The organism is Bifidobacterium sp. WCA-178-WT-4B, assembly GCF_009696495.1.
GTDB classification, from domain to species: Bacteria; Actinomycetota; Actinomycetes; order Actinomycetales; family Bifidobacteriaceae; genus Bifidobacterium; species Bifidobacterium infantis.
Genome location: NZ_VULV01000003.1, coordinates 171,153 through 193,068 on the forward strand (window position 1 = coordinate 171,153; position 21,916 = coordinate 193,068).

Annotated in this window: 16 protein-coding genes and 2 pseudogenes; 6 read left to right on the forward strand and 12 right to left on the reverse strand. The window is 61.0% G+C overall.

Annotated elements, in window-relative coordinates:
- Positions 1 to 93 precede the first annotated feature (93 nt).
- Together FYJ31_RS04070 and FYJ31_RS12425 are read left to right on the forward strand one after the other, a co-directional pair.
- Positions 94 to 2,292 (forward strand): alpha-L-arabinofuranosidase C-terminal domain-containing protein, encoded by a 2,199-nt coding sequence (locus tag FYJ31_RS04070; protein ID WP_326831175.1) that lies wholly within the window; start codon positions 94 to 96, stop codon positions 2,290 to 2,292.
- 179 nt (positions 2,293 to 2,471) lie between these two features.
- Complete coding sequence (locus tag FYJ31_RS12425) at positions 2,472 to 2,732, forward strand: hypothetical protein (RefSeq protein ID WP_013140385.1); 261 nt, start codon at positions 2,472 to 2,474, stop codon at positions 2,730 to 2,732.
- A gap of 55 nt (positions 2,733 to 2,787) precedes the next feature.
- Here FYJ31_RS12425 and FYJ31_RS04080 read toward each other — a convergent pair.
- Positions 2,788 to 2,988: pseudogene (locus tag FYJ31_RS04080) on the reverse strand (hypothetical protein); the annotation flags it as partial.
- Positions 2,989 to 3,136: 148 nt separating this feature from the next.
- On the opposite strand from FYJ31_RS04080, the gene FYJ31_RS13025 reads away from it, so the two are divergent.
- A complete protein-coding gene (locus tag FYJ31_RS13025) occupies positions 3,137 to 3,259 on the forward strand; it encodes a hypothetical protein (RefSeq protein ID WP_007053676.1) in 123 nt (40 codons plus the stop codon).
- Positions 3,260 to 3,635: 376 nt separating this feature from the next.
- Here FYJ31_RS13025 and FYJ31_RS04085 read toward each other — a convergent pair whose 3' ends face one another.
- From FYJ31_RS04085 to alr, 6 genes are all read right to left on the reverse strand, one after another.
- Positions 3,636 to 5,300 carry an aminotransferase-like domain-containing protein gene (locus FYJ31_RS04085; protein ID WP_065473913.1) on the reverse strand — a complete coding sequence of 555 codons (1,665 nt, stop codon included), beginning with the start codon at positions 5,298 to 5,300 and terminating at the stop codon, positions 3,636 to 3,638.
- Between the two features lie 57 nt (positions 5,301 to 5,357).
- The gene (gene pdxT / locus FYJ31_RS04090) at positions 5,358 to 5,996 is read right to left on the reverse strand and encodes a pyridoxal 5'-phosphate synthase glutaminase subunit PdxT (protein WP_154536046.1); all 639 of its coding nucleotides are present in this window, start codon (positions 5,994 to 5,996) and stop codon (positions 5,358 to 5,360) included.
- Between the two features lie 85 nt (positions 5,997 to 6,081).
- Positions 6,082 to 6,957 (reverse strand): pyridoxal 5'-phosphate synthase lyase subunit PdxS, encoded by an 876-nt coding sequence (pdxS, locus tag FYJ31_RS04095; protein ID WP_007053677.1) that lies wholly within the window; start codon positions 6,955 to 6,957, stop codon positions 6,082 to 6,084.
- Between the two features lie 191 nt (positions 6,958 to 7,148).
- Positions 7,149 to 9,248, reverse strand: a complete 2,100-nt coding sequence (gene dnaG / locus FYJ31_RS04100; protein ID WP_154536047.1) for a DNA primase — start codon at positions 9,246 to 9,248, stop codon at positions 7,149 to 7,151.
- A 149-nt stretch (positions 9,249 to 9,397) separates the two neighbouring features.
- On the reverse strand, positions 9,398 to 10,684 hold the full coding sequence (locus tag FYJ31_RS04105; RefSeq protein ID WP_032744478.1) for a deoxyguanosinetriphosphate triphosphohydrolase: 1,287 nt from the start codon (positions 10,682 to 10,684) through the stop codon (positions 9,398 to 9,400).
- Positions 10,685 to 10,876: 192 nt separating this feature from the next.
- On the reverse strand, positions 10,877 to 12,235 hold the full coding sequence (alr, locus tag FYJ31_RS04110; RefSeq protein WP_154536048.1) for an alanine racemase: 1,359 nt from the start codon (positions 12,233 to 12,235) through the stop codon (positions 10,877 to 10,879).
- A gap of 227 nt (positions 12,236 to 12,462) precedes the next feature.
- Here alr and FYJ31_RS04115 point away from each other — a divergent pair, with 227 nt between their 5' ends.
- Positions 12,463 to 13,923 carry an APC family permease gene (locus tag FYJ31_RS04115; protein WP_154536049.1) on the forward strand — a complete coding sequence of 487 codons (1,461 nt, stop codon included), beginning with the start codon at positions 12,463 to 12,465 and terminating at the stop codon, positions 13,921 to 13,923.
- Positions 13,924 to 14,111: 188 nt separating this feature from the next.
- Here the strand turns inward: FYJ31_RS04115 and FYJ31_RS04120 are convergent, their stop codons facing one another.
- The 3 genes from FYJ31_RS04120 to recQ form a co-directional block, all read right to left on the reverse strand.
- Entirely contained in the window at positions 14,112 to 14,654 is a 543-nt protein-coding gene (locus FYJ31_RS04120; protein WP_012578272.1) for a histone acetyltransferase, read from the reverse strand.
- Between the two features lie 241 nt (positions 14,655 to 14,895).
- Entirely contained in the window at positions 14,896 to 15,390 is a 495-nt protein-coding gene (locus tag FYJ31_RS04125; protein ID WP_154536050.1) for an S-ribosylhomocysteine lyase, read from the reverse strand.
- A 112-nt stretch (positions 15,391 to 15,502) separates the two neighbouring features.
- A complete protein-coding gene (gene recQ / locus FYJ31_RS04130) occupies positions 15,503 to 17,458 on the reverse strand; it encodes a DNA helicase RecQ (protein ID WP_154536051.1) in 1,956 nt (651 codons plus the stop codon).
- Positions 17,459 to 17,616: 158 nt separating this feature from the next.
- Between recQ and FYJ31_RS04135 the strand changes: the two genes are divergently transcribed.
- Complete coding sequence (locus tag FYJ31_RS04135; RefSeq protein ID WP_154536052.1) at positions 17,617 to 19,341, forward strand: L,D-transpeptidase; 1,725 nt, start codon at positions 17,617 to 17,619, stop codon at positions 19,339 to 19,341.
- A gap of 138 nt (positions 19,342 to 19,479) precedes the next feature.
- On the opposite strand, the gene FYJ31_RS04140 is transcribed toward FYJ31_RS04135, so the two are convergent.
- The gene (locus tag FYJ31_RS04140) at positions 19,480 to 20,664 is read right to left on the reverse strand and encodes a cystathionine gamma-synthase (protein WP_154536053.1); all 1,185 of its coding nucleotides are present in this window, start codon (positions 20,662 to 20,664) and stop codon (positions 19,480 to 19,482) included.
- A gap of 91 nt (positions 20,665 to 20,755) precedes the next feature.
- Positions 20,756 to 21,289, reverse strand: a pseudogene (locus FYJ31_RS04145) (pyridoxal-phosphate dependent enzyme); the annotation flags it as partial.
- 506 nt (positions 21,290 to 21,795) lie between these two features.
- Between FYJ31_RS04145 and FYJ31_RS04150 the strand changes: the two are divergent.
- On the forward strand, positions 21,796 to 21,916 hold a 121-nt coding region (locus FYJ31_RS04150), incomplete at its 3' end, for a helix-turn-helix domain-containing protein (RefSeq protein ID WP_154535965.1).

Here is a 21,916-nt window from a genome sequence, read left to right on the forward strand (position 1 = left end):
TTACCTTTCCGCTCCATGCCCTCTACAATCGAAACCATGGTGCGGATTAGCGTGGGAAGCCCCACCCATCACACAAGCGGGCGGCTGTACGGCGTGTTCCTCGAGGACATCAACCATGGTGCGGATGGCGGGCTGAACGCCAACATGGTGAACAACTACAGTTTTGACGGCGTCTATCTCGACCATCACACGTGGCGTATGGCCGGCGCCGAACGATGGCGTACACAGGCTGATTCCCTGCGTTTCTGGGATTTCATCAACTGTTCCGCCGCCAGCCTCGGCAGTGAGATACGCGGGATTCACGGCCAGCGGGTGACCACCGACTGTCCCGCCCCGCCAATTCACGCACATAGCCGATACGCTCGCATCACGTCCGATGTTCCTTCCGAAACCGGCCCTGCATATCTGGAAAACCTCGGCTATAACGGAGGCGGCGACAACGGGGGCGAGCCCGCGTTCTCCATCGTTGCCGACCACACCTATTCCGTCAGTCTCGCGGTACGTCCGGTTCATGGGCGGGCCGAGCTGTCCGTCGGCGTGGTCGATAGGTATGGCCTGCCGCTCACCAGTGTCACTCGATTGTCGTATATCGTGGACTCCGATCCGCTTGACGGTACGGAAGAGACCGGTCTGAGGCAGGACGATGGGGCCGATGCGCAGGATTCCGGCGTTTCGATCAGTCCGGATTCGTCGGATGATGCCATCGTCATCGGTCGTGACGGCTGGTACCGGTTCAACGCCGACGTAACCGGCCTGAACACCGATTACGGCAAGCTGCGTATCACCATTGACGCCGGCGAACGCACCACGTTCGATCTTGATCTGGTGCAGTTCATGGATGCGGACTATTGGGGCGCGGGCGACCCGAAATGGCGTTACGGCAAGCTGCGCCGCGATTTGGTGGAGACCATTCAGGCGTTGCATCCAGCGTTTCTGCGATTCCCCGGCGGCTGCATCGTCGAAGGTGTGACGCCCGGCAATGAATATCGCTGGAAGGATACCGTCGGCTCTCTGGCCGCGCGACGCCAACAGTATTCGATGTGGTCGTTCAAGATGCCGGATGGTTCCAGCTATTCGCAGAGCTACCAGATCGGTTTCTACGAATATTTCTGCCTGTGCGAGGACCTCAAGGCCAAGCCGCTGCCTACCCTGTTCGCCGGCATCGCATGCCAGTCGCCCGGCCGCGATCCGCGCCACATGGATATCAATTCGGCAACCTTCCGCAACAATGTTATTCAGGACTACCTGGACCTCATCGAATTCGCGAATGGCGATCCGGAGTCCAGCTCGTGGGCCGCGGTCCGGCGTGATATGGGCCATCCAGAACCGTTCGGCCTGGACATGATCGGCGTGGGCAACGAAAACTTCGGGGCTGACTACGTGGCCAAGTTTGACATGATCAGCGAGGCCATTCACGAACGATACCCGGATATGCTGTGTGGGATGAGCGCCGGACTGTTCCCCTTCCAGCCGGCGATGAAGCGCATCTGGGACCATGCGCGAGCGTTGGCCGCAGCCGATTCCGGGGCACATGATTCCGCCACCAGTGACGCGATTATCGTCGACGAGCATTCCTACCACTCCCCCGAATGGTTTGCATCACAAGCGTCACGATTCGATACTTACCCGCGTTGCGGCGCCGGCGTCTATTTCGGCGAATATTCAGCCAACGGCTATTTTGCCGGCCAACCACAGACCGAACAAGGCGCGAACACGTGGAAGTCGGCACTCGGCGAGGCCGCGTTCCTGACCGGCTGCGAGCGCAATTCCGACGTGGTGCGCATGACCTCCTATGCGCCGCTGCTCGCGCATATCCCGGCTAAGGGGTGGGCGCAGAATCTTATCGAATTCAATCCGGCGCATGTGAACCCCACGGTGAATTATGAGGTGGAGCGGCTGTTTTCCACGCATCTGGGCGACACGACGTATGCCGTATCCATCAAGCAGACCGCGTCACGTCCCACCAAACATCTGTATGTCAGCGCCACCGGGCATGACGGGGATGACGCCTGCCGTTACATCAAAATCGTCAATACCTCCGATTCCCCGGTGGATGTGACGTTGGAAATCGCGCGCGGACTGGCCGGGCTGGGCACCTCGCCATCGCGACCGGTGCGTTTGGAAGTGACGACGTTAAGCGCCAGTCCGATGGCGAAGACCACTATCGGATACCGCGGTGAGGCTTCGGGGGCGATTGTGCCGGAACATCGGGCTTACACATTGCCGTCGCCGTCTTCATTGCTGGCGATGAAGATCAAGCCGTACAGCGTCACGCTGGTGGTTTCGCGCTGATTGGCATCGGCCATTAGGCCGATGCCTTTGCCGTTAGAATCACCCTCAAGGATGAGGGGAATCGTGCAGATTCAGGGAATAATAGGGGCTATCCCCCATAGCGAATACAAGCGCGGGAGGGCAGGATGGAAACCACGGCGGCCAGAAGACCGCCGGCCAACGATGAAGGAGTGTGCGGTATGTTTATCAATCTGTTCCGCAGGCAGCGCCCTGCGCTCGCCCGGCTGGCCCGCAACTCCAACGCCTATCGTCAGCCGATGGTTGCGGCCGTATCATCGTCCGCAGTCGGCGTATCCAGCATCACCTCTGCATCCACCACAGCCAACACAGACGGCGTATCCGGCGTATCCACGCTGGATGCCACCATCGGCCGCATTCATGACATCCCGCAGTCGGCCATGAGCCGACTGACCGGCTCCCCCACCGTATACGCGCGGTAGACCCCCCAGTCGGCTTCGCCGACATCCCCCGCCAACGGGGTGGAGATGGCTGGGCTCAGAAACTCGGCTCGATGATCCAGCTCAAGGTCAGCAATACGGCCAAAAACAGTACGTTCACGGCGGAGTAGAAGGCCAGATACCAGCCTTTCTTGTTGCCGATGAAGATGAAGAACATGCAGAAGGTGAGCGGCAGTCCCCAATCCACGTATTTGAATACGCGCCGATCGGTGAACAGGAACACAACGACCAGCAACACGGCCGCCGTGCCGGAATACGGTGCCATGATGCCGCGCAATGCTGTGCCCGTATATACGGCTGCATCATTGTGTGGCAGACCAGACACGAATACCGTACGTGACTGGCTCAAACCAATGGAACATAGTTTCATTCGAGGAAGAGGAGCGATGAAGTTGCGTATTACCCCAGTATTCCCGGTCAAACGTTTCGCCGCCGTGTCTGCACAGAACGTGAAGAACGTGCAGTTCGATTACACGAACATGCCCACGTACAACACGATCACCAAGTAGCGCGCACTGCCGCACTGATCGGCGGCACTTGCCGCATACATGAATGGCCAGTGTGCTGACGCCAACGTATCGTTGCTTCCGCATGTATGATACCCGTTGATGGCCGCGACCGGTTCCGTATTTCGCATCATCGGCTCGCGATGGCATAACTCGTTACTGCGCCACCTCGCCACTACGCCAGGGGCAATGCGATGCCGGCTCGATCGGCCAGATCACGCAACGACCACGTGGTCTGCCCCGTTCGCCCGACAACGCTATGCGCATGCCACAGCGAACTGATGCTGGCTTCCTCGCTTATTCATTCGTCGAATGCACTCATCGATGTGGGTATGTAGCCATCAAAAAACTCGACAACCGCAATGAGCCAGTCACTTGGCTACATCTGTGCTATCGTCTCGCCAATGATTCGAATGCCGGTATCAATGTCAGCAGCATCCGGGCGCACAAAGTTGAGACGGATGTGGGAATCATCCATTTCGTCAACGTCGAACACGCTGCCCGGCATGAACGTGACGCCTTGGGAACGGCAGGATTCCAATACATCCAGAGAGCGCACGCCGTCCGGTAAGGAAACCCAAATATAGTAGCCGCCTGCAGGCACGGTCCAATACACTTCATCCGGCACATACCGCTCCAATGCTGCGATTGCTGCATCTCGTCGAATGCGGTAAGCCTTAATCAAACCGCGCAAATGTTCGGCGACGCGGCCTTCTTTAAGCAGTTCCAGGCAGATGCGCTGCGATGACGTGCTCGTATGCTGGTCGACCATGCGCCGCAGAGCCGCCAGCCGGTTGATCACATGCGGGTCGGCCACAACCCATCCCGTGCGCAGGCCCGAAGTGACGGTTTTCGAGAACGTCGACAAATACATCACGTATCCCGCATTCTCCATGCCCTTAAGCGGTATGGGGCGATGTGCGTCGGATGATTCCCCGCCGTACCACAAATCGCCGTAAGCATCGTCTTCCACGATCAGACACTGATAGCGCCGCGCCACGTCGATGAGTTCGCTGCGTCGTTCGGGCGGCAGCGTGGTACCGGTGGGGTTTTGGAACGTCGGGACGGTGTAGATGAGCTTGGGCCGGAATCGCGCGCAATAGCCGTCCAACAGGTCTGTACGCATACCGTGCTCGTCCACTGGAACGCCGATGATGCGCGCATCCGCCGAGCGGAAGGTCTGCAATGCCGGGAAGAACGTGGATTGTTCGACCAGCACGCAGTCGCCGGGGTTGATGAACGCGCGCACGATGAGGTCGATGCCCTGCTCGGAGCCGGAGAGCACCATCACGTTGCGGACGCCGCATTGTACGCCTCGTGTGCGCATATGTTCGGCAAGTAGCGCACGCAACTCTTCGAATCCCTCGATAGGTGATTCCGGTTGGCCGTCGAATTCCCGCGATTCGAACGCCTCGATGCTCACCTTGCGCAACAAATCGTCCGGGATATCCGCCGGGTTCGGCGAACCGGTGGCGAAGTCAATAATGGTGTCGCCGCGCTGCGCCCGCTCGGCCGAGGCGATGTCATGGTAGGTAAACCGGTTGGAATAATCAGAGAACAACACCGACCATGGCGGACGCACGACGGTTGGCTCCGGGCCCTGAACCGAACGGCTTTCACGAATCGTATGGACCGCCGCAGAGCTGCTGCCCTGGTCCGTCGTCAAGAAACCAGTGGAGGTAGCACGTTCTACGTCGCCGGAAGAGGAGGCTTGCGATGTTCCCATTTCTGCCGACGATCGTGTTGTTCGCGTTATTGCATTCCCGAAGTCACTGTTTGACGTGTGCGGTGTTCGGCTTGCGGAGGCAGCCGGCAGCACGAACGTGCCTTTGCCGACTTTGGAGGCGATAAGACCTTCGTCCTTGAGCTGCTGATACGCCTGCAACACCGTGGTGCGATTGACTTCGAGACGTGAGGACAGCTCGCGTTCGGGAGGCAGGCGGTAGCCCTCGGCCATCGCGCCGGAGACGATCTGTTCACGCAGCCCGGCAGCCAGCTGCCGGTACATCGGCACCTTGCTGCGTCGATTCAGCTCAAGCTGCATGGCAGATCGTCTCCTTGATTCGTCAGTCGGATACCAGTCTAGCGGCAGCCGAATCGACTACAGCGACAGGAAGAGCTCGTGGATGCGGGTATCGTCCGTGAGTTCCGGGTGGAAGGCGGTGGCCAGGATATTGCCTTGACGCAAGCCCACCACGTGGCCATCGACTTCGGTTTCGACCGTGGCCTCAGGGCCGACCGACACCACGTACGGTCCGCGGATGAATACCAGTGGGAAGTCCGTGATACGCTGCGGATCATCCGCTGCACCAAAATCGGCGGTGGCCTGGAAACTACCGAGCTGACGACCATAGGCGTTGCGGCGTACGACGGCGTCGAGTGCGCCAAAGTAGACATTGTCGTCATTGTCGAGCTTTTTAGCCAGCAGAATCATGCCGGCGCAAGTGCCGAATACCGGTTTTCCTGCCTTGATGTGGACGGCGATCGGCTCGAACAGTCCGGTCGAATGCAGGAGCTTGCCCTGTGTAGTGGATTCGCCGCCAGGCAGAATCACGCGGTCGATGGATTCATCGAAATCCTCGGCCGCGCGCAGCAGTTTCCACGGCGCACCGAGCTTGTCCAGCACCGCCGCATGTTCGGCGAATGCGCCTTGTACGGCCAGGATGCCGGTCACGCCGTGCTTGACGTTTTCGACGTCCGCGGACTCTTCTTTGGAAATATATTCAACAGCTACAACCATGTTGTCTCCTTGGGCCTTGACTCCCGCTGGCGGGAGCGTCACCCTTTCTTGGCTCCCCTCAAAGAGGGGAGCCAAGGTAATGCACTCACTCGCCGCGAGCGGCCATGATGGTCTGAATCTCGTCCTCGTTGATGCCGACCATGGCTTCGCCGAGGTTTTCGGACAGCTTGGCGAGCAGATCGGCGTCCTGCCAGTTGGCGGTGGCCTTGACGATGGCGGCGGCGCGCTTGGCCGGGTCGCCGGACTTGAAGATGCCGGAGCCCACGAATACGCCCTCGGCGCCGAGCTCCATCATCAGGGCGGCGTCAGCCGGGGTGGCCACGCCGCCGGCGGCGAAGTTCACGACGGGCAGACGGCCGTTGTCGTGCACGTACTTGGCCAGATCGTAGGGCACGGCCAGCTGCTTGGCGGCCTCGTAGACCTCGTCGTCGCGCAGGCCGACGAGTTCGCGGATCTGCTTGTTCATGGTGCGCATATGACGCACGGCCTGAATCACGTCGCCGGTGCCGGGCTCGCCCTTGGTGCGAATCATGGCAGCACCCTCGGCGATGCGGCGCAGCGCCTCGCCCAGGTTCTTCGCGCCGCACACGAACGGCACGTCGAACTGGTTCTTGTCGATGTGGTACACGTCGTCGGCCGGGGAAAGCACTTCGGATTCGTCGATGTAGTCGATTTCGATGGCCTGCAGAATGCGGGCTTCGGCGATGTGGCCGATGCGCACCTTGGCCATGACCGGAATCGAGACAGCTTCCTGAATGCCCTTGATCATGGCCGGGTCGCTCATGCGGGAGACGCCACCGGCGGCGCGAATGTCAGCGGGGATGCGCTCCAGCGCCATCACCGCACACGCACCGGCGTCCTGCGCGATTTTCGCCTGTTCGGGCGTGGTGACGTCCATGATCACGCCACCCTTGAGCATCTGGGCCAGATTACGGTTGAGTTCCGCACGATTCTGCGTCATGAGTTTCCCTTCGTTTCGACGCTGCTTGGTATCGTGCTTCATTATTGAACGAATCGGATTGGCCCCACCCAGACCAGTCCAATTTGGATGGGGCCAATCCGCAACTTCTGCACCCATCCAATCCGGCAACCGGTTGTATGGCCTTATGCATCCGGCACGTATTCGAAGATGCGCGCAATCAGTGGGAGGTATTAGCCGACGGTGTTGCCGTAGATTTGGGCTTGGAGGTCTTTACGGGCGGTTTCCATGCGGGTGATCTGGCCGAGGAGGGTTATCTTCTCTTCGCCGTCGGGCAGCTGGGCCATGCGGCGTTTGGCCAAGCCGATCTGGCGCATGAAGCCCATGTCCAGTAGCCGGGTGAGCAGTTCGGTGGCATAGCGCTGCTCTTCCGGCGTGGCAGGGCGTAGCTGCACGGCGGCCGCACCACCGCCGACTCCCCCAGGCACGTTCGACTGCGGAGGTTGTGCGCCATTACCACCGTCGTCGCCAGGCAGTGGCAACGGCATGACGGCCAGCTCGTTGATCACCTGATTGAGCATCGGCCCGCCTGCCTTGGTGAGGTTGTGCATCCACAGACCCTGCGGGGTATCGTCGGACGGCAGTCCGCCGGCGGCCGCGATCGCCTGGAACAGGGTGCGGAACACCGAAGTCATGAAATGCTCGATGGTCAGCTGCCCGAACATGGCGCGGTCGATGGCGCGCGGCACCTGAATCAGCACGGCCATGAACTGTTGTTCGGCGATGAACACGGCGTCATCGATCCGGTAATATGCCTGCTCGGCGGCGTCACGGCGCTCCAAGGCCCTGCGTGCGGCCGGATTGGCGTATGGATCGGCACCGGGTTCCACACGCGGCTCGTCACGCTCGAATCGACGTTTGGGCGCATAGGCATCCTCATCGCGCACGTGCATCCGCCGTCGGGCGTTCATCACCTCACGGCGCATCACCTCAAGGTCCACGCCGATACGGCCCGCGGACTTGCGCGCGTAAGCGTCCCACAGGGAGCGGTCGCGAATCTGCGCCACCAGCGGGGCCACGGCTTTCATCGCACCCACTTGGCCGGGCGTGTAGGTCAGGTCGAACCGGCTGATGGCGGCGTCGATCACGAAATCATACAACGGTTTGGCGCGGGCGATCAGCGAGCGCACCGCCTCGTTGCCCCGTTCGATGCGCAGGTCGCACGGGTCAAGATTGTCGTCGGCCACGGCCACGAAGGTTTGGGAGAGGAAGGCCGAATCAAGGCCGAAGGCGTGCAGCGCGGCCTTCTGGCCGGCGGCGTCTCCGTCGAACGTGAACACGATGCGCGAGCTCAATGGCTGGTCCTTGACCTTCAGCGGCCCGACCAGCTGGACCGCGCCCAGCGAATCGTCGGCGATCAGGCGGCGCACGATCTTGGCGTGCTCGGCGCCGAACGCCGTGCCGCACGTGGCGATGGCGGTGTCGATGCCGGCCAAGTGCATGGCCATCACGTCCGTATAGCCTTCGACGATCACGACCTGCCGCTTCTTGACGATGGCGGATTTCGCCAAATCGATGCCGTAAAGCACCTGGGTTTTGCGGTAGAGCTGCGTGTCCGGCGTGTTGATGTATTTGGCGGCGATCTGGTCGTCTTCGTATAATTTGCGCGCACCGAAGCCGAGCGTGCGGCCGGTCGAATCGCGGACGGGCCACGTCACGCGGCCACGGAAATAGTCATAGATGCCGCGCTGGCCTTGACGGGCCAAGCCCGCGTCGAGGATTTCCTTCTGCGTGAAGCCCTTGGAGGCCAAGTGACGCACAAGATTATCCCAACCTTGGGGCGCGTAGCCGCAACCGAAACGTTCGCAATCAGCTTGGGAGAAGTTGCGGCCGCCAAGCAGCTTGCGGGCGGGCAGCGCTTCCTTGGTCAGGATCTGGGAGACGAAGAAGCGCTGGGCTTCCTCGCAGGCTTCCAGCAGTCGCGTGCGCTTGGAGCCGGTGTTCTCGCGGCTCGGGCCGTTGCCGCTGTTCTCGTAGTGCAGCTCGATATGGTACTTGTCGGCGAGCAGTTCCACGGCTTCGCGGAAGTCGATGTTTTCGGATTGTTCGACGTATTTGAATACGTCGCCACCCAAGCCACAGCCGAAGCAGTGCCACACGCCGAGCGAGGGACGCACGTTGAAGCTGCCGGTTTTCTCGTCGTGGAACGGGCACAGGCCCACGAAGGTGCCGGTGCCGGAGGGCTTAAGCGTTACGGTCGCAGATACAATGTCATACAGGTCCGCGGCGGCGCGCACCTTCTCGACATCTTCTTTCTTAATCATTCCGACCATAAGTCTCTAGAGTACCGCCTCACCTGAGACACAGTAAATTTTTACCGTTGGACACCAGTTCTTCTGGGTTCGACTCCCCTCAGACTCAGCGCGGCCCCTTCCAAGAGGTGAACCCGCAGGGCGGAGTATCGCACCCGCCTGACACAGCCTCAGCACAAGATGGAGTGCAGGGCCAGGGCGGAGTTGTCGGTCAGGCTTGCGACCTGATCGATGGCGACGCGCAGGCGCTCGTCGTCGTTGGTGGATTCATTCCAATCGGCCAGGAACTGGCTTTCCAAAGCGTCGGAGGGGAGCGGCGAATCGGCCATAAGCACATCGACCAAATCCGATACGATCTTGAGCTCCTCCTGATGGAATGGCTCGCGCTCGCGAGGCGCCATGACGAAGTACACGGCGATGCCCTTCAACGCCACGATCTCGTAATTCGTGTCCTCGGGAATCACGATGTTCGAGGAATACCGGGTCAACGGCCCGGGCCCATACGTGTCGCGCGTGGCGGTTTCCACCGACCAGCAGAAGCGGCCGATCAAATCGGACGTAATGTTCTTGAGCTGTGCCAACGATTCGCGCGAACCATTGAAATGCGCGGGGAACAAATGCTCTCGGCGCAATCGCATGAACGCGGCCAGCAGCTTGTCGGCATCCCACTTCGCCCCATACCATGCGCGCGTCTGCTCGATGATGTGGTCCAGCATCTTCGGATCGGCGAGCACAATCGGATCGAACGCGCCGGTGGCGATGGAATCCTCGACATCATGCACGGAGTAGGCGACATCATCCGAAAGGTCCATGATCTGGCATTCCATGGGCTTGGTGGCCTGGGGAGCGCCGATTTTGAGCCAGCGGAACACCGGCTCATCATCCGGGTAGACGCAGAACTTCTTCGACCGCTCCCCCTTGGGGTGTTGGTCGGCTTCGGCCAAGGTCCACGGGTATTTGACGGCCGCATCCAAGGCCGCACGGGTCAGGTTCACGCCGGCCGAACGCCCGTCCGGGTGAAAGATCTTGGGTTCGAGCCGGGTCAGGATACGCATGGTCTGTGCGTTGCCCTCGAAGCCGCCGATATTGCTGGCGATGTCGGCGAGCGCACGCTCCCCGTTGTGCCCGAACGGCGGGTGACCAAGGTCGTGGGCCAGACAGGCGCAGTCGACCACGTCCGGATCGCAGCCGAGCAATGCGCCGATTTGGCGACCGATCTGGGCGACTTCCAGCGTATGCGTCAGTCGGGTGCGGGCGAAATCGTCGGTACCGGCAATCAGAATCTGGCTTTTCGCGCCCAAACGCCGCAAAGCGGACGAATGAATCAGTCGCGCGCGATCGCGTTCGAAAGCCGTGCGCGACTTGGATTTGGGCGGCTCGGGTGCCCATCGCTCCTCGTCGAAGGCGCTGTAGCCCTCATCGCTCATCACCTGTTCCCCATCCAACGTTGTTTCCATATGCCAAGCATAGGCACACATATCGGCCGCAGTAATCCCGACTTCCCGAATATGTGCCACTGACGTCAACTCAACGGCACATATTCGGGAGATTGGGGCCGATTTCCCGAATATGTGACGCTCAGCACATGTCAGTGGTACATATTCGGGAAGAAGGGATTACGGGGTGCCACCGTATGGCGGTAATGCACCTTATAGCAGCGTGGCCGGGTCGAGTTTGGCGAGGTCGGCGGCGGGCAGCACTTCGGCAGCATGCTCGTACAGGCGCGGGATGCGGTTGCGCAGGCAGGTGAAGATCTCGTAGCTGATGGTGTCGGCGGCGCGGGCCCAATCGTCGGCGGTAGGCTCAACGTAATCCTCGCCGCGCCCCGCGCCGAACAGTTCGACCGTGTCGCCCTCATGGACGCCGAGTTCGGCGGCGGACCCATGCAGATCCACGATGAACTGGTCCATGCACACGCGACCGCACACACGGTACAGTCTCGGGCCTTCGGCGGTCATGATGCGCACCGGGCCTCCCGGCTTCTCCACATGCTTGGCCCCTTCCATGTCGAATCCCGAGGCGGAGCGGTGGATGCCGTCGGCGTACCCCAGCGGCACTATGGCGGTGGACGTGTTGTCCGGGGTCAGATAGGTACGGCCATAGGAGATGCCGTGACCCGCCTCCACGTCCTTGACCGTGCCGAGCTGCGCCTGCAGGCGCATGGCCGGGGTCAGATGCCAGTCGCGCGGGGTGCCCATCGCGGGGTCGGGTTCGTAGCCGTACAGGCCGATGCCGGGGCGGGTGAGTTCGAAATGGATCTCGGGTCGGTCCAGTGTCGCCGCCGTATTGGCCAGATGTCGGATCTCGGGCGGGATGCCGGCCAGCTCCATGCGCCTGGTGAAGTCCTTGAACGTTGCGATCTGCTGGTCGGTGGAGGCGACGAATTCGGGCACATCGGGCGAATCGGCCACGGCGAGGTGGCTCCACTGGCCCACGATGCGCAGCACACCCTCCTTGGCGAGGGGCACGAGCGCGGCGAGCGCGGCGTCGAATCCGGCCGGAGTGAACCCGTTGCGGCCAAAACCGGAATCGACCTTCACATGCACGCGGGCGGGCTTGCCGAGCCTGCGCGCGGCGGCGGCCAACGCCTCGATGCCGGACAGGGAGCCGACCGACACGTCGATGTCGGCGGCGATCAAATCATCGAACGGCGCCGCAGCGCCGTTGTATACCCAGGTCAGGATATGGCACCGGTCGGGGCCGATGCCAAGCCTGCGCAACAGGAGCGCCTCATGCGATTGCGCGGTGCCGAGCCATGTGGCCCCGCCGGCGAGCGCGGCCAGGGCGGTGGGCAGCAGGCCGTGGCCGTATGCGTCGGCCTTAACCACGCCCATCACCGCCGTGCCCGATGCGGGGCCACCCACCACGGAGACCAGATGGGCCATGTTGTCGCGCATGGTTTTGAGGTTCACGATGGCCTGCGCGGGGTATTGCCGGCGGGCGGCCTCGTAATTGGCTTTGCCCCGCTCGGAGGAGAATGCGATTTCCGGTGCTGCGTTCATGTTCATGGATATCTATTGTTGCGCGGGAATATGACGTGCGGTCGTTTCGACCGCATGACGCCGTCCCGGCGTGCGGAACGGCAGGCACCGTTTTCGCCGGGCAGTCGTACACTGATGTCCAATGTGCGGTTTTCAACACAGGACCGCCTATGATTCCCGGCGTTGAGGCGTGCCGGGATCCCGGAAATCCGTCCGGTTCAGCCCCATAATCCTAGATTTCATGAGAGAAGAACATGGATCTGTTTCGTAAGAAAAGCGTGGATCAGCTTGTCGCCGAATCCACTCCCCTCAAACGCACGATGCGCACATTCGACCTGACGATGCTCGGCATCGGCGCGATCATCGGCACCGGCATCTTCGTGCTCACCGGCAAGGGCGCGCTGACCGCGGGACCGGCCCTGTCCGTATCGTTCCTGCTGGCCGCCATCTGCTGCGGTTTCGCCGGACTATGCTACGCCGAGTTCGCCGCCATGGCTCCGGTCTCCGGCTCGGCCTACTCCTACGCCTATCTGGCGTTCGGCGAACTCGTCGCCTTCGTGATCGGCTGGGATCTGATCTTGGAATACGCCCTGCAGGCGGCCACCGTGTCCGCCGGCTGGTCCGGATACTTCAACAAGCTGCTGGAAGGCTTCGGCCTGCATCTGCCGGTCGAACTGACCGCCGCCTACGGCACCAACCCGGACGTCACCACCTACTTCAACCTGCCCGGCTTCGTCATCGTGCTGATCATCACGTGGGTGCTGTCCATCGGCATCAACCAGACCAAGCGCACCAACGACGTGATGGTGCTCATCAAGCTCGCCATCATCGTGCTGTTCATCGCATGCGCCGTGTGGTATGTGAAGCCGTCCAACTGGCAGCCGTTCTCCCCGTATGGCGTCTACACCTTCCAGCCCGGCTCCACCCAGCCGTACGGCATCGTGCCGGCCGCGTCGATCGTGTTCTTCAGCTTCATCGGATTCGACGCCGTGTCCTCTTCCGCCGAGGAGACCATCAACCCAAACAAGACACTGCCGCGCGGCATCCTGCTGTCGCTGGCCGTCTCCACCGTCCTGTACATCATCATGACCCTGATCATGACCGGCGTGGTGCCCTACAAGGAGTTCGCCAAGTACATCGACGCCCCAGTGGCCGGCGTGATCCTGGAGACCGGCATGAACTGGCTCGCGGTGATCGTGAACCTGGGCGCCCTCATCGGCATGACCACGGTGATGCTCGTACAGCTGTACGGCCAGTCCCGTATCTGCTACGCCATGAGCCGTGACGGCCTGTTCCCGAAGTTCTTCGGCCACGTGCACGAGAAGTACCGCACCCCGTTCAAGGGCACCTGGTTCTTCGGTCTGCTGACCGCGTTCGCCGGCGGCTTCATCAACATCAACGTGCTGTTCGAGCTGGTGAACATCGGTACGCTGTCCGCGTTCATCATCGTGTCGGCCGGTATTCTATGGATGCGCAAGACCCAGCCGAATGCGCCCCGCGGCTTCCGCGCGCCGGGCGTGCCGGTCACCCCGATCCTGTCCATCGTATTCTGCTTCGTGCTCATCGCCGGTCTCAACTGGGAGACCTGGGTGCGTTTCGCCATCTGGTTCGGTCTGGGCCTGATCGTGTACTTCGGCTACAGCCGCAAGCGCTCCAAGCTCGGCCTTGAGCAGAAGGCCGGGGCTGACACCAAGGTCGCTGCGACTGAGGACTGAGGTCTATCGGCTGACCGATAGTCGATGGCTGCTTTCGTGAAAAACCGTACGCTGAGTTACTTTCAGCGTACGGTTTTTGCGATATGCACGAGTTTGAACGGGCGGCCGACGGACTGTACGTGCGCGACGACGTGGACCTTACCTGACCAGCTCCACCGCGGAACCGAACACGCTGGCGACAGCCACACTCACCACTCGTGGCGCTGATAGGCGATTCTGGTGGTGTCGACCGGCCGGTCGAGCAGCTGGATCAGGCCGCAACGGGCGAAGCCGGAGCTTTCGAGCACGTGCTGCATGGCCTTGTTATTGGGGTGGGTGTCGGCGCGCACGTTGCCGTAGTGCTTCAGGGCCCACCTGATGCAGTCGCGGGCCGCGTGGCGCACCAGACCGGATGCGGCGATGCGGTGGATGGTCACATAGGTGTCGTTATCCAGCCAGGCGCCTTCGATTTTGGCGTAGGTCGGATCCTTGCCCGGGCACAGGGCGAACTGGGCCAGAATGCGTTCGTGGCCATTGCAGGTGTCGACCAGCAGCATCGTACGCTGGTTGGCGATGTCGTCCTCAATCACCGATTCACGCGGAAATTCGTTGCCCCACTGGGTGGGGTTGCCGTTGGCGGCCATCAACGCGCGTGCGCGTGCGTAGATTTTTTGCATCTGCGGCAGATCGCGCATGGTGGCGTGGCGGAAACGGCGGCCTGTCGCCTTGTTTGCAGCGTTCGACTGAGTCACTTCTCACCTCTCCGACATGCCGGGGTGCCGGCACGGTGACCGGCGACTAACTGACGGCCAACCTACCATGTCGTAGGCACAAGAAATCACCTCCGCGTTGCATGACGGACACTAATAAACAATGGCTTCCGTCCGCAGGAGCCGGACAGTCCAGCCGAGTTGAGGACAGCCACCCTCAGTCGGCTTTGCCCCCAGCTCCCGCCAGCGGGAGCCGAATCAGAATTGAATCGAATCAGACGAATCAGACGACCTTGCGTTCGAACGGGTCGGAACTGATGCCTTCCTCAAGGACCTGCTTGGCCCATTCCTTGGCGGCGAACAGGCTGTGGTCGCGATAGTTGCCGCAGCTCTTCTCAGTGGTGGCGGGCACGTCATCCCACGTGGCCTTGTATGCGATGAACTCCAACGATTCCTTCAACGCCTTGGCCACATCCTCGGTGGAGTGGGTGCCCCAGGTCAGCAGGTGGAAACCGGTGCGGCAGCCGAACGGCGAGCAGTCGATGTAGCCCGGGATACGTTCGCGCAGCAGCACGGCGATGGTGTGTTCGATGGTGTGCAGGCCGCCGGTGGGGATGGCCTGCTTGTTCGGCTGGGTCAGGCGCAGATCGTAATTGGAGATCACGTCGCCGTGAGGGCCCGTTTCGGTGTCGATGTAACGCACGTACGGTGCCTTGACCTTGGTGTGATCAAGCTGGAATGATTCGACGACGGGCTTTTCGGCCTTGTCCTCTGCCATGCTGTTGCCTTTCTACTTGCTGACTGTTCGGTCATGAAGTATCGAACAGTCATCGTAGTAGCGCCAGCCCAAGAACGCCCGCAGATACTCCGCGGTTCGCTATAGGAGATTGTTATGACGCACTCCCGGCATTGAACGAGGCGATGGTTTGCATGAAGCGCTGCCCGTAGAGGTCGAGCTTGTGTTGACCGACGCCGTTGACCGCCATAAATTGCGCGTTGGTAACCGGCTTGATGCGGGCCATGTCGCGCAAGGTCTTGTCGGAGAACACGATGTACGGCGGCTTGCCGATTTCCTGGGCGATGGTGCGTCGCAGTTCGCGTAGCTTCTGGAACAGCGATTCCTCGTCATCGTCCGGGATATACGAGCCCAGCGCATCGCCGGGAACATTGGCGGAATCGGCAGTATCAGCCACTCCCCCGCTCCGACCGAAACCGGCCGCCGCCGACTTGCGTTCCACCCGTTTGATCTCATAGTGGAAGTCGGGAGCGGCGGTTTCGGCCGCCCGCGCACCGAACATGACGATTGGCATACGCCCTTCGGCGATTGACAGGTACCCGTCCGTGGCCATCTGGCTCAACACGTCGCGAACGCGAGCCTCGTTCACGTCCTTGAGCATGCCGAAGGTGGGCATCCGCTCCGGGTTCAGCCATGCCAGATCCTGTGCCCGCGAACCGCGCAGGATCTTGACGATCTTGCCGGAACCGACGCGCTGCCCCACGTCATGCACGCAACGGCTGATCGCCTGCGCCACGCGGGTCACGTCGATGGTCTCGAACGTGCTTTCGCAGTTCGAGCAGGCACCGCATCTGCCGGACTGCGAAGAGTCCGCCGCAATGTCTTCACCTGCCGTGGAACCAGCATTCGACGACAATTCCTGACCGAAATACCGGGTCATATACCGGTGCAGGCAGTCGGTGGTGCGGCAGTAGCCGACCATACCGTCCAGCAGCCGGCGCTTGGACTGGCGAACGATTTCCTGCTCTTCGGGCGTCAATCGCTCGTTCTCATAATCGTTATCCAGCAACCGACGCCGGGTGACGATGTCTGACTCATTCCACAGCAGCGTGCATCGGCTGGGCTCGCCGTCACGGCCCGCGCGGCCGGCCTCCTGATAGTAGGCCTCAATGGATTCGGGCAGATTGTGGTGGATGACGTAACGCACGTTGGACTTATCGATGCCCATGCCGAAAGCGTTGGTGGCCACGACCACCGGCACCTTGTCGGTGATGAAGTCGCGCTGGGCCGCCTCACGCGCGTCCGGCGACATGCCGCCATGGTAGGCGACAGCCGGATGCCCCATCTGGTTCAGCGTGTCGGCGAGCGCTTCGGTGGTCTTGCGGGTGGCGCAGTAGACGATGCCGGATTCGTCCGGATGGTCGGCCACATACCGCGCCACCCATGCGGCCTTGTATTTGGTCTCCAGTTTGACCACATCAAAATACAGGTTCGGCCGGTCGAATCCGGTAACGGTGACGGCCGGATTCCGCAATCCCAGCAGTTCCACGATGTCCCGGCGCACCCGTTCGGTGGCGGTGGCGGTGAACGCACCCACCGGTGGACGCTGCGGCAGACCGGCGATGAAATCGCCGATACCTAAGTACGACGAGCGGAAGTCCTGACCCCACTGGGAGACGCAGTGGGCTTCGTCCACGGCGATCAGCGAGATCGGCGTACGGGCGGCAAAGTCGCGGAATCGCCCGGTTTCCAAGCGTTCCGGTGCCACGTACAGCAGTTTGATCTGTCCGGCGGCGGCTTGGGCGAACACCATCGCCTGCTCGTCGGGAGTTTGAGTGGTGTTGATGAACGCGGCCGGCAGACCGAGGTCGTTCAGCGCATCGACCTGGTCGCGCATCAGGGAAATCAAGGGAGATATGACCAAAGTCGCACCCGGGCTGAGCGCGGCGGGAATCTGGTAGCACACGGACTTGCCTGCGCCGGTGGGCATCACGCCCAAGACATCGCGTCCGGCAAGCAAAGCCTCGACAATTCCTTGCTGTCCGGGCCTAAACGAGTCATAGCCGAAGTACCGTGTGAGCGCCTCCAGCGCCGCCTGATGTGCTGTCATAAACGACCAGTGTAGGCCGACCGCGGATGGATTTCATCGTATAACGGAATACCTCGTAACGATGTACGTAGCCCTTCCGTATTATTATGCGTCGAGGAACGCTATTCCCGGCATATCGCACGATATGCCGCTTTGAGAGAACTAAGACGGGGCATTTTATGGCCAACGATACATTTTCCTTCTCCTCTCCTGACGATCAGGAGACGGCGGTGCTGCAGCCTGTGGCCGCCGATGGGCTGTTCGCAGCCGCGGCCACAGGTACCGCCACACCACAGCAAAGCGACAATGGCACCAATAACCATGCCGGCAATACAGCCTATGTGGGTGAACATGTCATGGCATCCACCACCGCTAAATCACATGGCAAGGCCGCACGGATCGCCATCATAACCATATTTGCAGTGTTGCTTGCCGCATTAATAGCCTATTTCTTCGTCGGACGTTGGTACTTCCAAGACAAGGCTGCGCCCGGTGTTCATTTGGGCAATGTCTCTGTCATGGGCCAGACCCGCGAAGAACTTGCGAATACTGTGAAGCAGCAGCAGAATAACACCACGGTGACGTTCACCGCCGAAGGCAACAGCGTCAAAGCCTCGCTGAAGGACCTTGGTGTCACCGTCGACACGGATAAAACCGTAGATGCGCTGTTGAACGCGAAGACCGGCGACGTGGCCAAGCTCAATATTTTCGATCAGCCGCATATCGCTCTGACCGCCACCACGGACAAAGAGACTGCCGAACAATTCGTCACCGCCGGCCTGGTCGACGAGACCGACCGAGCGCAGATTGCCACCGTTGTCTACAACAAGAGCACCAAGCAGTTCGATTACACCGCGGGTCAGGATGGCAAGGGCCCGGATATCAATGTTGTCAATGCTGCAGTCAAGGAGGCCGTCGCGACCCCGGGCGAAAATGCGACGGTGCCGGTCAAGATACAGACTGCAAAGAATCCGATTGATGAGGCGAGCGCACAGCAAACACAGTTTGACGCCAATGCCAAGCTTGGCCTCAAACTGACCGTGGACAACGGCGTGAACAAGAGCGTCACCATCCCGGCCGATGCCATTGCCTCATTCCTCAAGCCCACGGTGAATAAGGCGGATGGCACCATGAGTCTGGTAGTCGACCGCGATGCCATCACCAAGTACGTCACCAGTGACAGCGTAACCAAGGAACTGACTGTTCCCAAGGTGACACGCGAGGTCTACATCACGCCGAAAGACGAAGGCGGCGTGGAAATTGGTGCCGATAAGACACTCGGCGTGGATGGTATTGAAGTGACTGGTGCCGGGGACGCCCCCGAACGTCTGGCTACCGCCATCGAGCAGAACCAGTCCACTGATTCCACTGTGGCTGTGAAAGACAGCCCATATGATGTCAAGCAGGTCGAGGTGCCTCATAACTTCGATACGGCAAATGGCGATAAGTGGGTTCATGTTGATCTGACGAACCAGACTGCCACTGCATATCAGGGCACCACGGTGGTCAGGAAGTTCAACATCGCTTCTGGCAAGCCCACCGCCGATGGTTCCATGCTGTCCGATACCGGCACGTTCTACGTGTATCTCAAGTACGAATCGCAGACCATGGTTGGCGAAGGCTACAACCAGCCGGGCACGCCGTGGATTTCCTACTATAACGGCGGCGAGGCCCTGCACGGTGTTCCTGCATACATGTGGGGCGAGCACCCCATCTATGTGCAGCAGGGTATCCCAGGCTCGCACGGCTGCATCAACATGCAGGTGGCCGACGCCAAGTGGATGTACGACTTTGCCACCATCGGCACTCGTGTGGTCGTTGATGGCACCACACCGACTTCCGGTCAGGCGTTGCGCCCGGCTGGTGCGGATGCCACTGGATGGCAGGGCGGCGACGCCAGCTGATTCAATCCATGTTTAATCGATAACGAAAAATCCCCGACCCTTGTGGGCCGGGGATTTTTGTAGGTACCAATCGATAGCGAGTCCGCCGATAAGCGTGGTGGCACCGTCAATACGGTGCCACCAGTACCGTCAGTACGGTCAGATACGATCCAACGCCTGCTTGAGATCGGCGATAAGGTCGTCGGCGTTCTCGATACCGACCGAGATACGCACCAGGTTGGCGGGCACCTGCAGGGTGGTGCCGGCCACGGAGGCGTGGGTCATGGCGGCGGGCACCTCGATGAGGCTTTCCACACCGCCGAGCGATTCGGCCAGTGTGAAGATCTGCGTGTGGTCCACGAAGTGCTTGGCCGCCTCGGCGCCGCCCGCGAGCTGCACGGAGACGATGCCGCCGAAGCCGCCGTGCATCTGGCGGGCGGCGATTTCATGAGCAGGGTGGGACTCGAGGCCCGGGTACCAGACGCGCTCAATCACATCAGAGGGCTGGGATTCGAGCCATTCGGCCACCTTCAGGGCGTTGGCACTGTGGCGCTTGACGCGCAGATCCAGGGTCTTCAGGCCGCGGATGTCCAGCCAGGAGTCGAACGGGGAGGGCACTGCGCCGGCGGCGTTCTGCAGGAAGGCGACCTTCTCGCGGGTCTCCTCGTCGTTGACCACCACGGCACCGCCGACCACGTCGGAGTGGCCGCCGATGTACTTGGTGGTGGAGTAGACCACCACATCGGCGCCATCGGCCAGCGGGTGCTGAAGGGCGGGCGAGGCGAAGGTGTTGTCGACCGCGACCTTGGTGCCGTACTTGTGGGCAACTCCGGCGGTGGCCGCGATGTCGGTGATGTTGAGCAGCGGGTTGGACGGGGTCTCGACCCACACATACTGGTAGTGCTTGGAGGCCAATGCGGTTTCCACGGCTTTCAGATCGGTGATGTCCACCACGTCGAGGCCCACATCCCACGGCACGAACACCTTGGAGAGCAGGCGATAGGTGCCGCCGTACACATCGTTGCCGAGCAGGATGTTGTCGCCGGGCTTGATGGTGGAGCGCAGCAGCACGTCGATGGCGGCCAAGCCCGAGGAGAAGCTCAGCGCGTACTTGCCGCCTTCCACGGCGGCGAGCTGCTCGTCGAAGCTGGTGCGAGTGGGGTTGATGGAGCGGGAGTAGTCGTGGCCTCCCCTGAGGCCCAACACGCCATCCTGCTTGAAAGTGGAGGTGGCGAAGATCGGCGTGACGACCGCACCGGTGGTCGGGTCGGGCTCCTGGCCGGCGTGGATGGCGCGGGTGGCGATGTCGGTGTTGGCGAACTTGGCGTTGTATTCAGCGGACATGATATCGGGTTCCTTTCGGGATTGTTCCGTATTCGAAGGTAAAACAGGTGCGGTTGGCCAGTGTGGATATTGGTATTGATTCTTTTGATAGCTAGTTATGGAGTTCGTCCCCAGCTCCCTCATCAGAGGGAGCTCCGTCAAGGTACTGCTCGGCGAGGGAGGGTTTGCTGGTGCGCTCCACAATATCGCCGTAGCCGTTGGCGCGCATCCAGTCGTCATTGAAGATCTTCTCCAGATAGCTGCGGCCGGAATCAGGGGCGAGCACCACCATGATCTGGTTCTCGTCCAAATCATTGGCGAGCGCGTACTTGATGGCGCTGGCCACGGCCATGCCGGACGAGCCGCCGACCAGCAGCGCCTCCTCGCCGGCCAGACGGCGGGTCATTTCAAAGGCTTCGGCGTCGGATACGCGCACGATGTCGTCGGTGATGTTCCGGTTGAAGGCCTTGGGGTAGAAGTCCTCCCCCACGCCCTCGATGTCGTACTGGTGGACTTCATCGTGTGAGGAAGCGGAGTAGATGGAGCCTTCCGGGTCGGAGCCGATGACCTTGACCGCGCCGTTGGAGGCTTCCTTGAGGTACTTGCCGGTGCCGGAGATGGTGCCGCCGGTGCCGATGCCGGCCACCTGCGGGATGTGGTTGAGTTTGACGAGTGGGGTGTTGCCGATGAGTTCTGCGAGGCTGTTGTGGATGGTCATGTGAAGTCCTTCGTTGCTGGGGTTGTGGTGTTTTGCTGCGTTGCGTTTGTGAACCGACGTTCCCAGACGAATGGACTGTGGCTTTGGTTTGAAATCGAGTATTCCCACTCACTGTACGGTGAAGCCGAAAAGTGAACCGGTTTTTCATGTTAACCACGGCTCGCGCGTTACACGGTTACGCTCGTGCCATCAATTCCATGAAAATTCATGCGGCAGATTTGCCGCGATTCGAATGCTCTATCTCAAGTTATGCGTCACTGACCGCTCGCCCAGGGGCGTCGGTTAGCGACAGCAACATGAGATAATCTGCATGTCCCACACCATAGCACAACCCGCGACAAGCGCGTGTCGCCCCCGGGTTCTAAATAGAAGTGCAACACCTTGTCTAGGGTTGGAAGTGTTCGAAGTTTCTAACTTAAGAAGGTGTTGCACTCATGGGTCAACAGTATTCGCACCTGTCGTCCGAGGAGAGGATCCTGATCGAGAAGCTGCATTGCGAACAGCATCTGAGCATCCGTCGGACCGCGGAGAGGATCGGCCGGGACAAGTCCACGG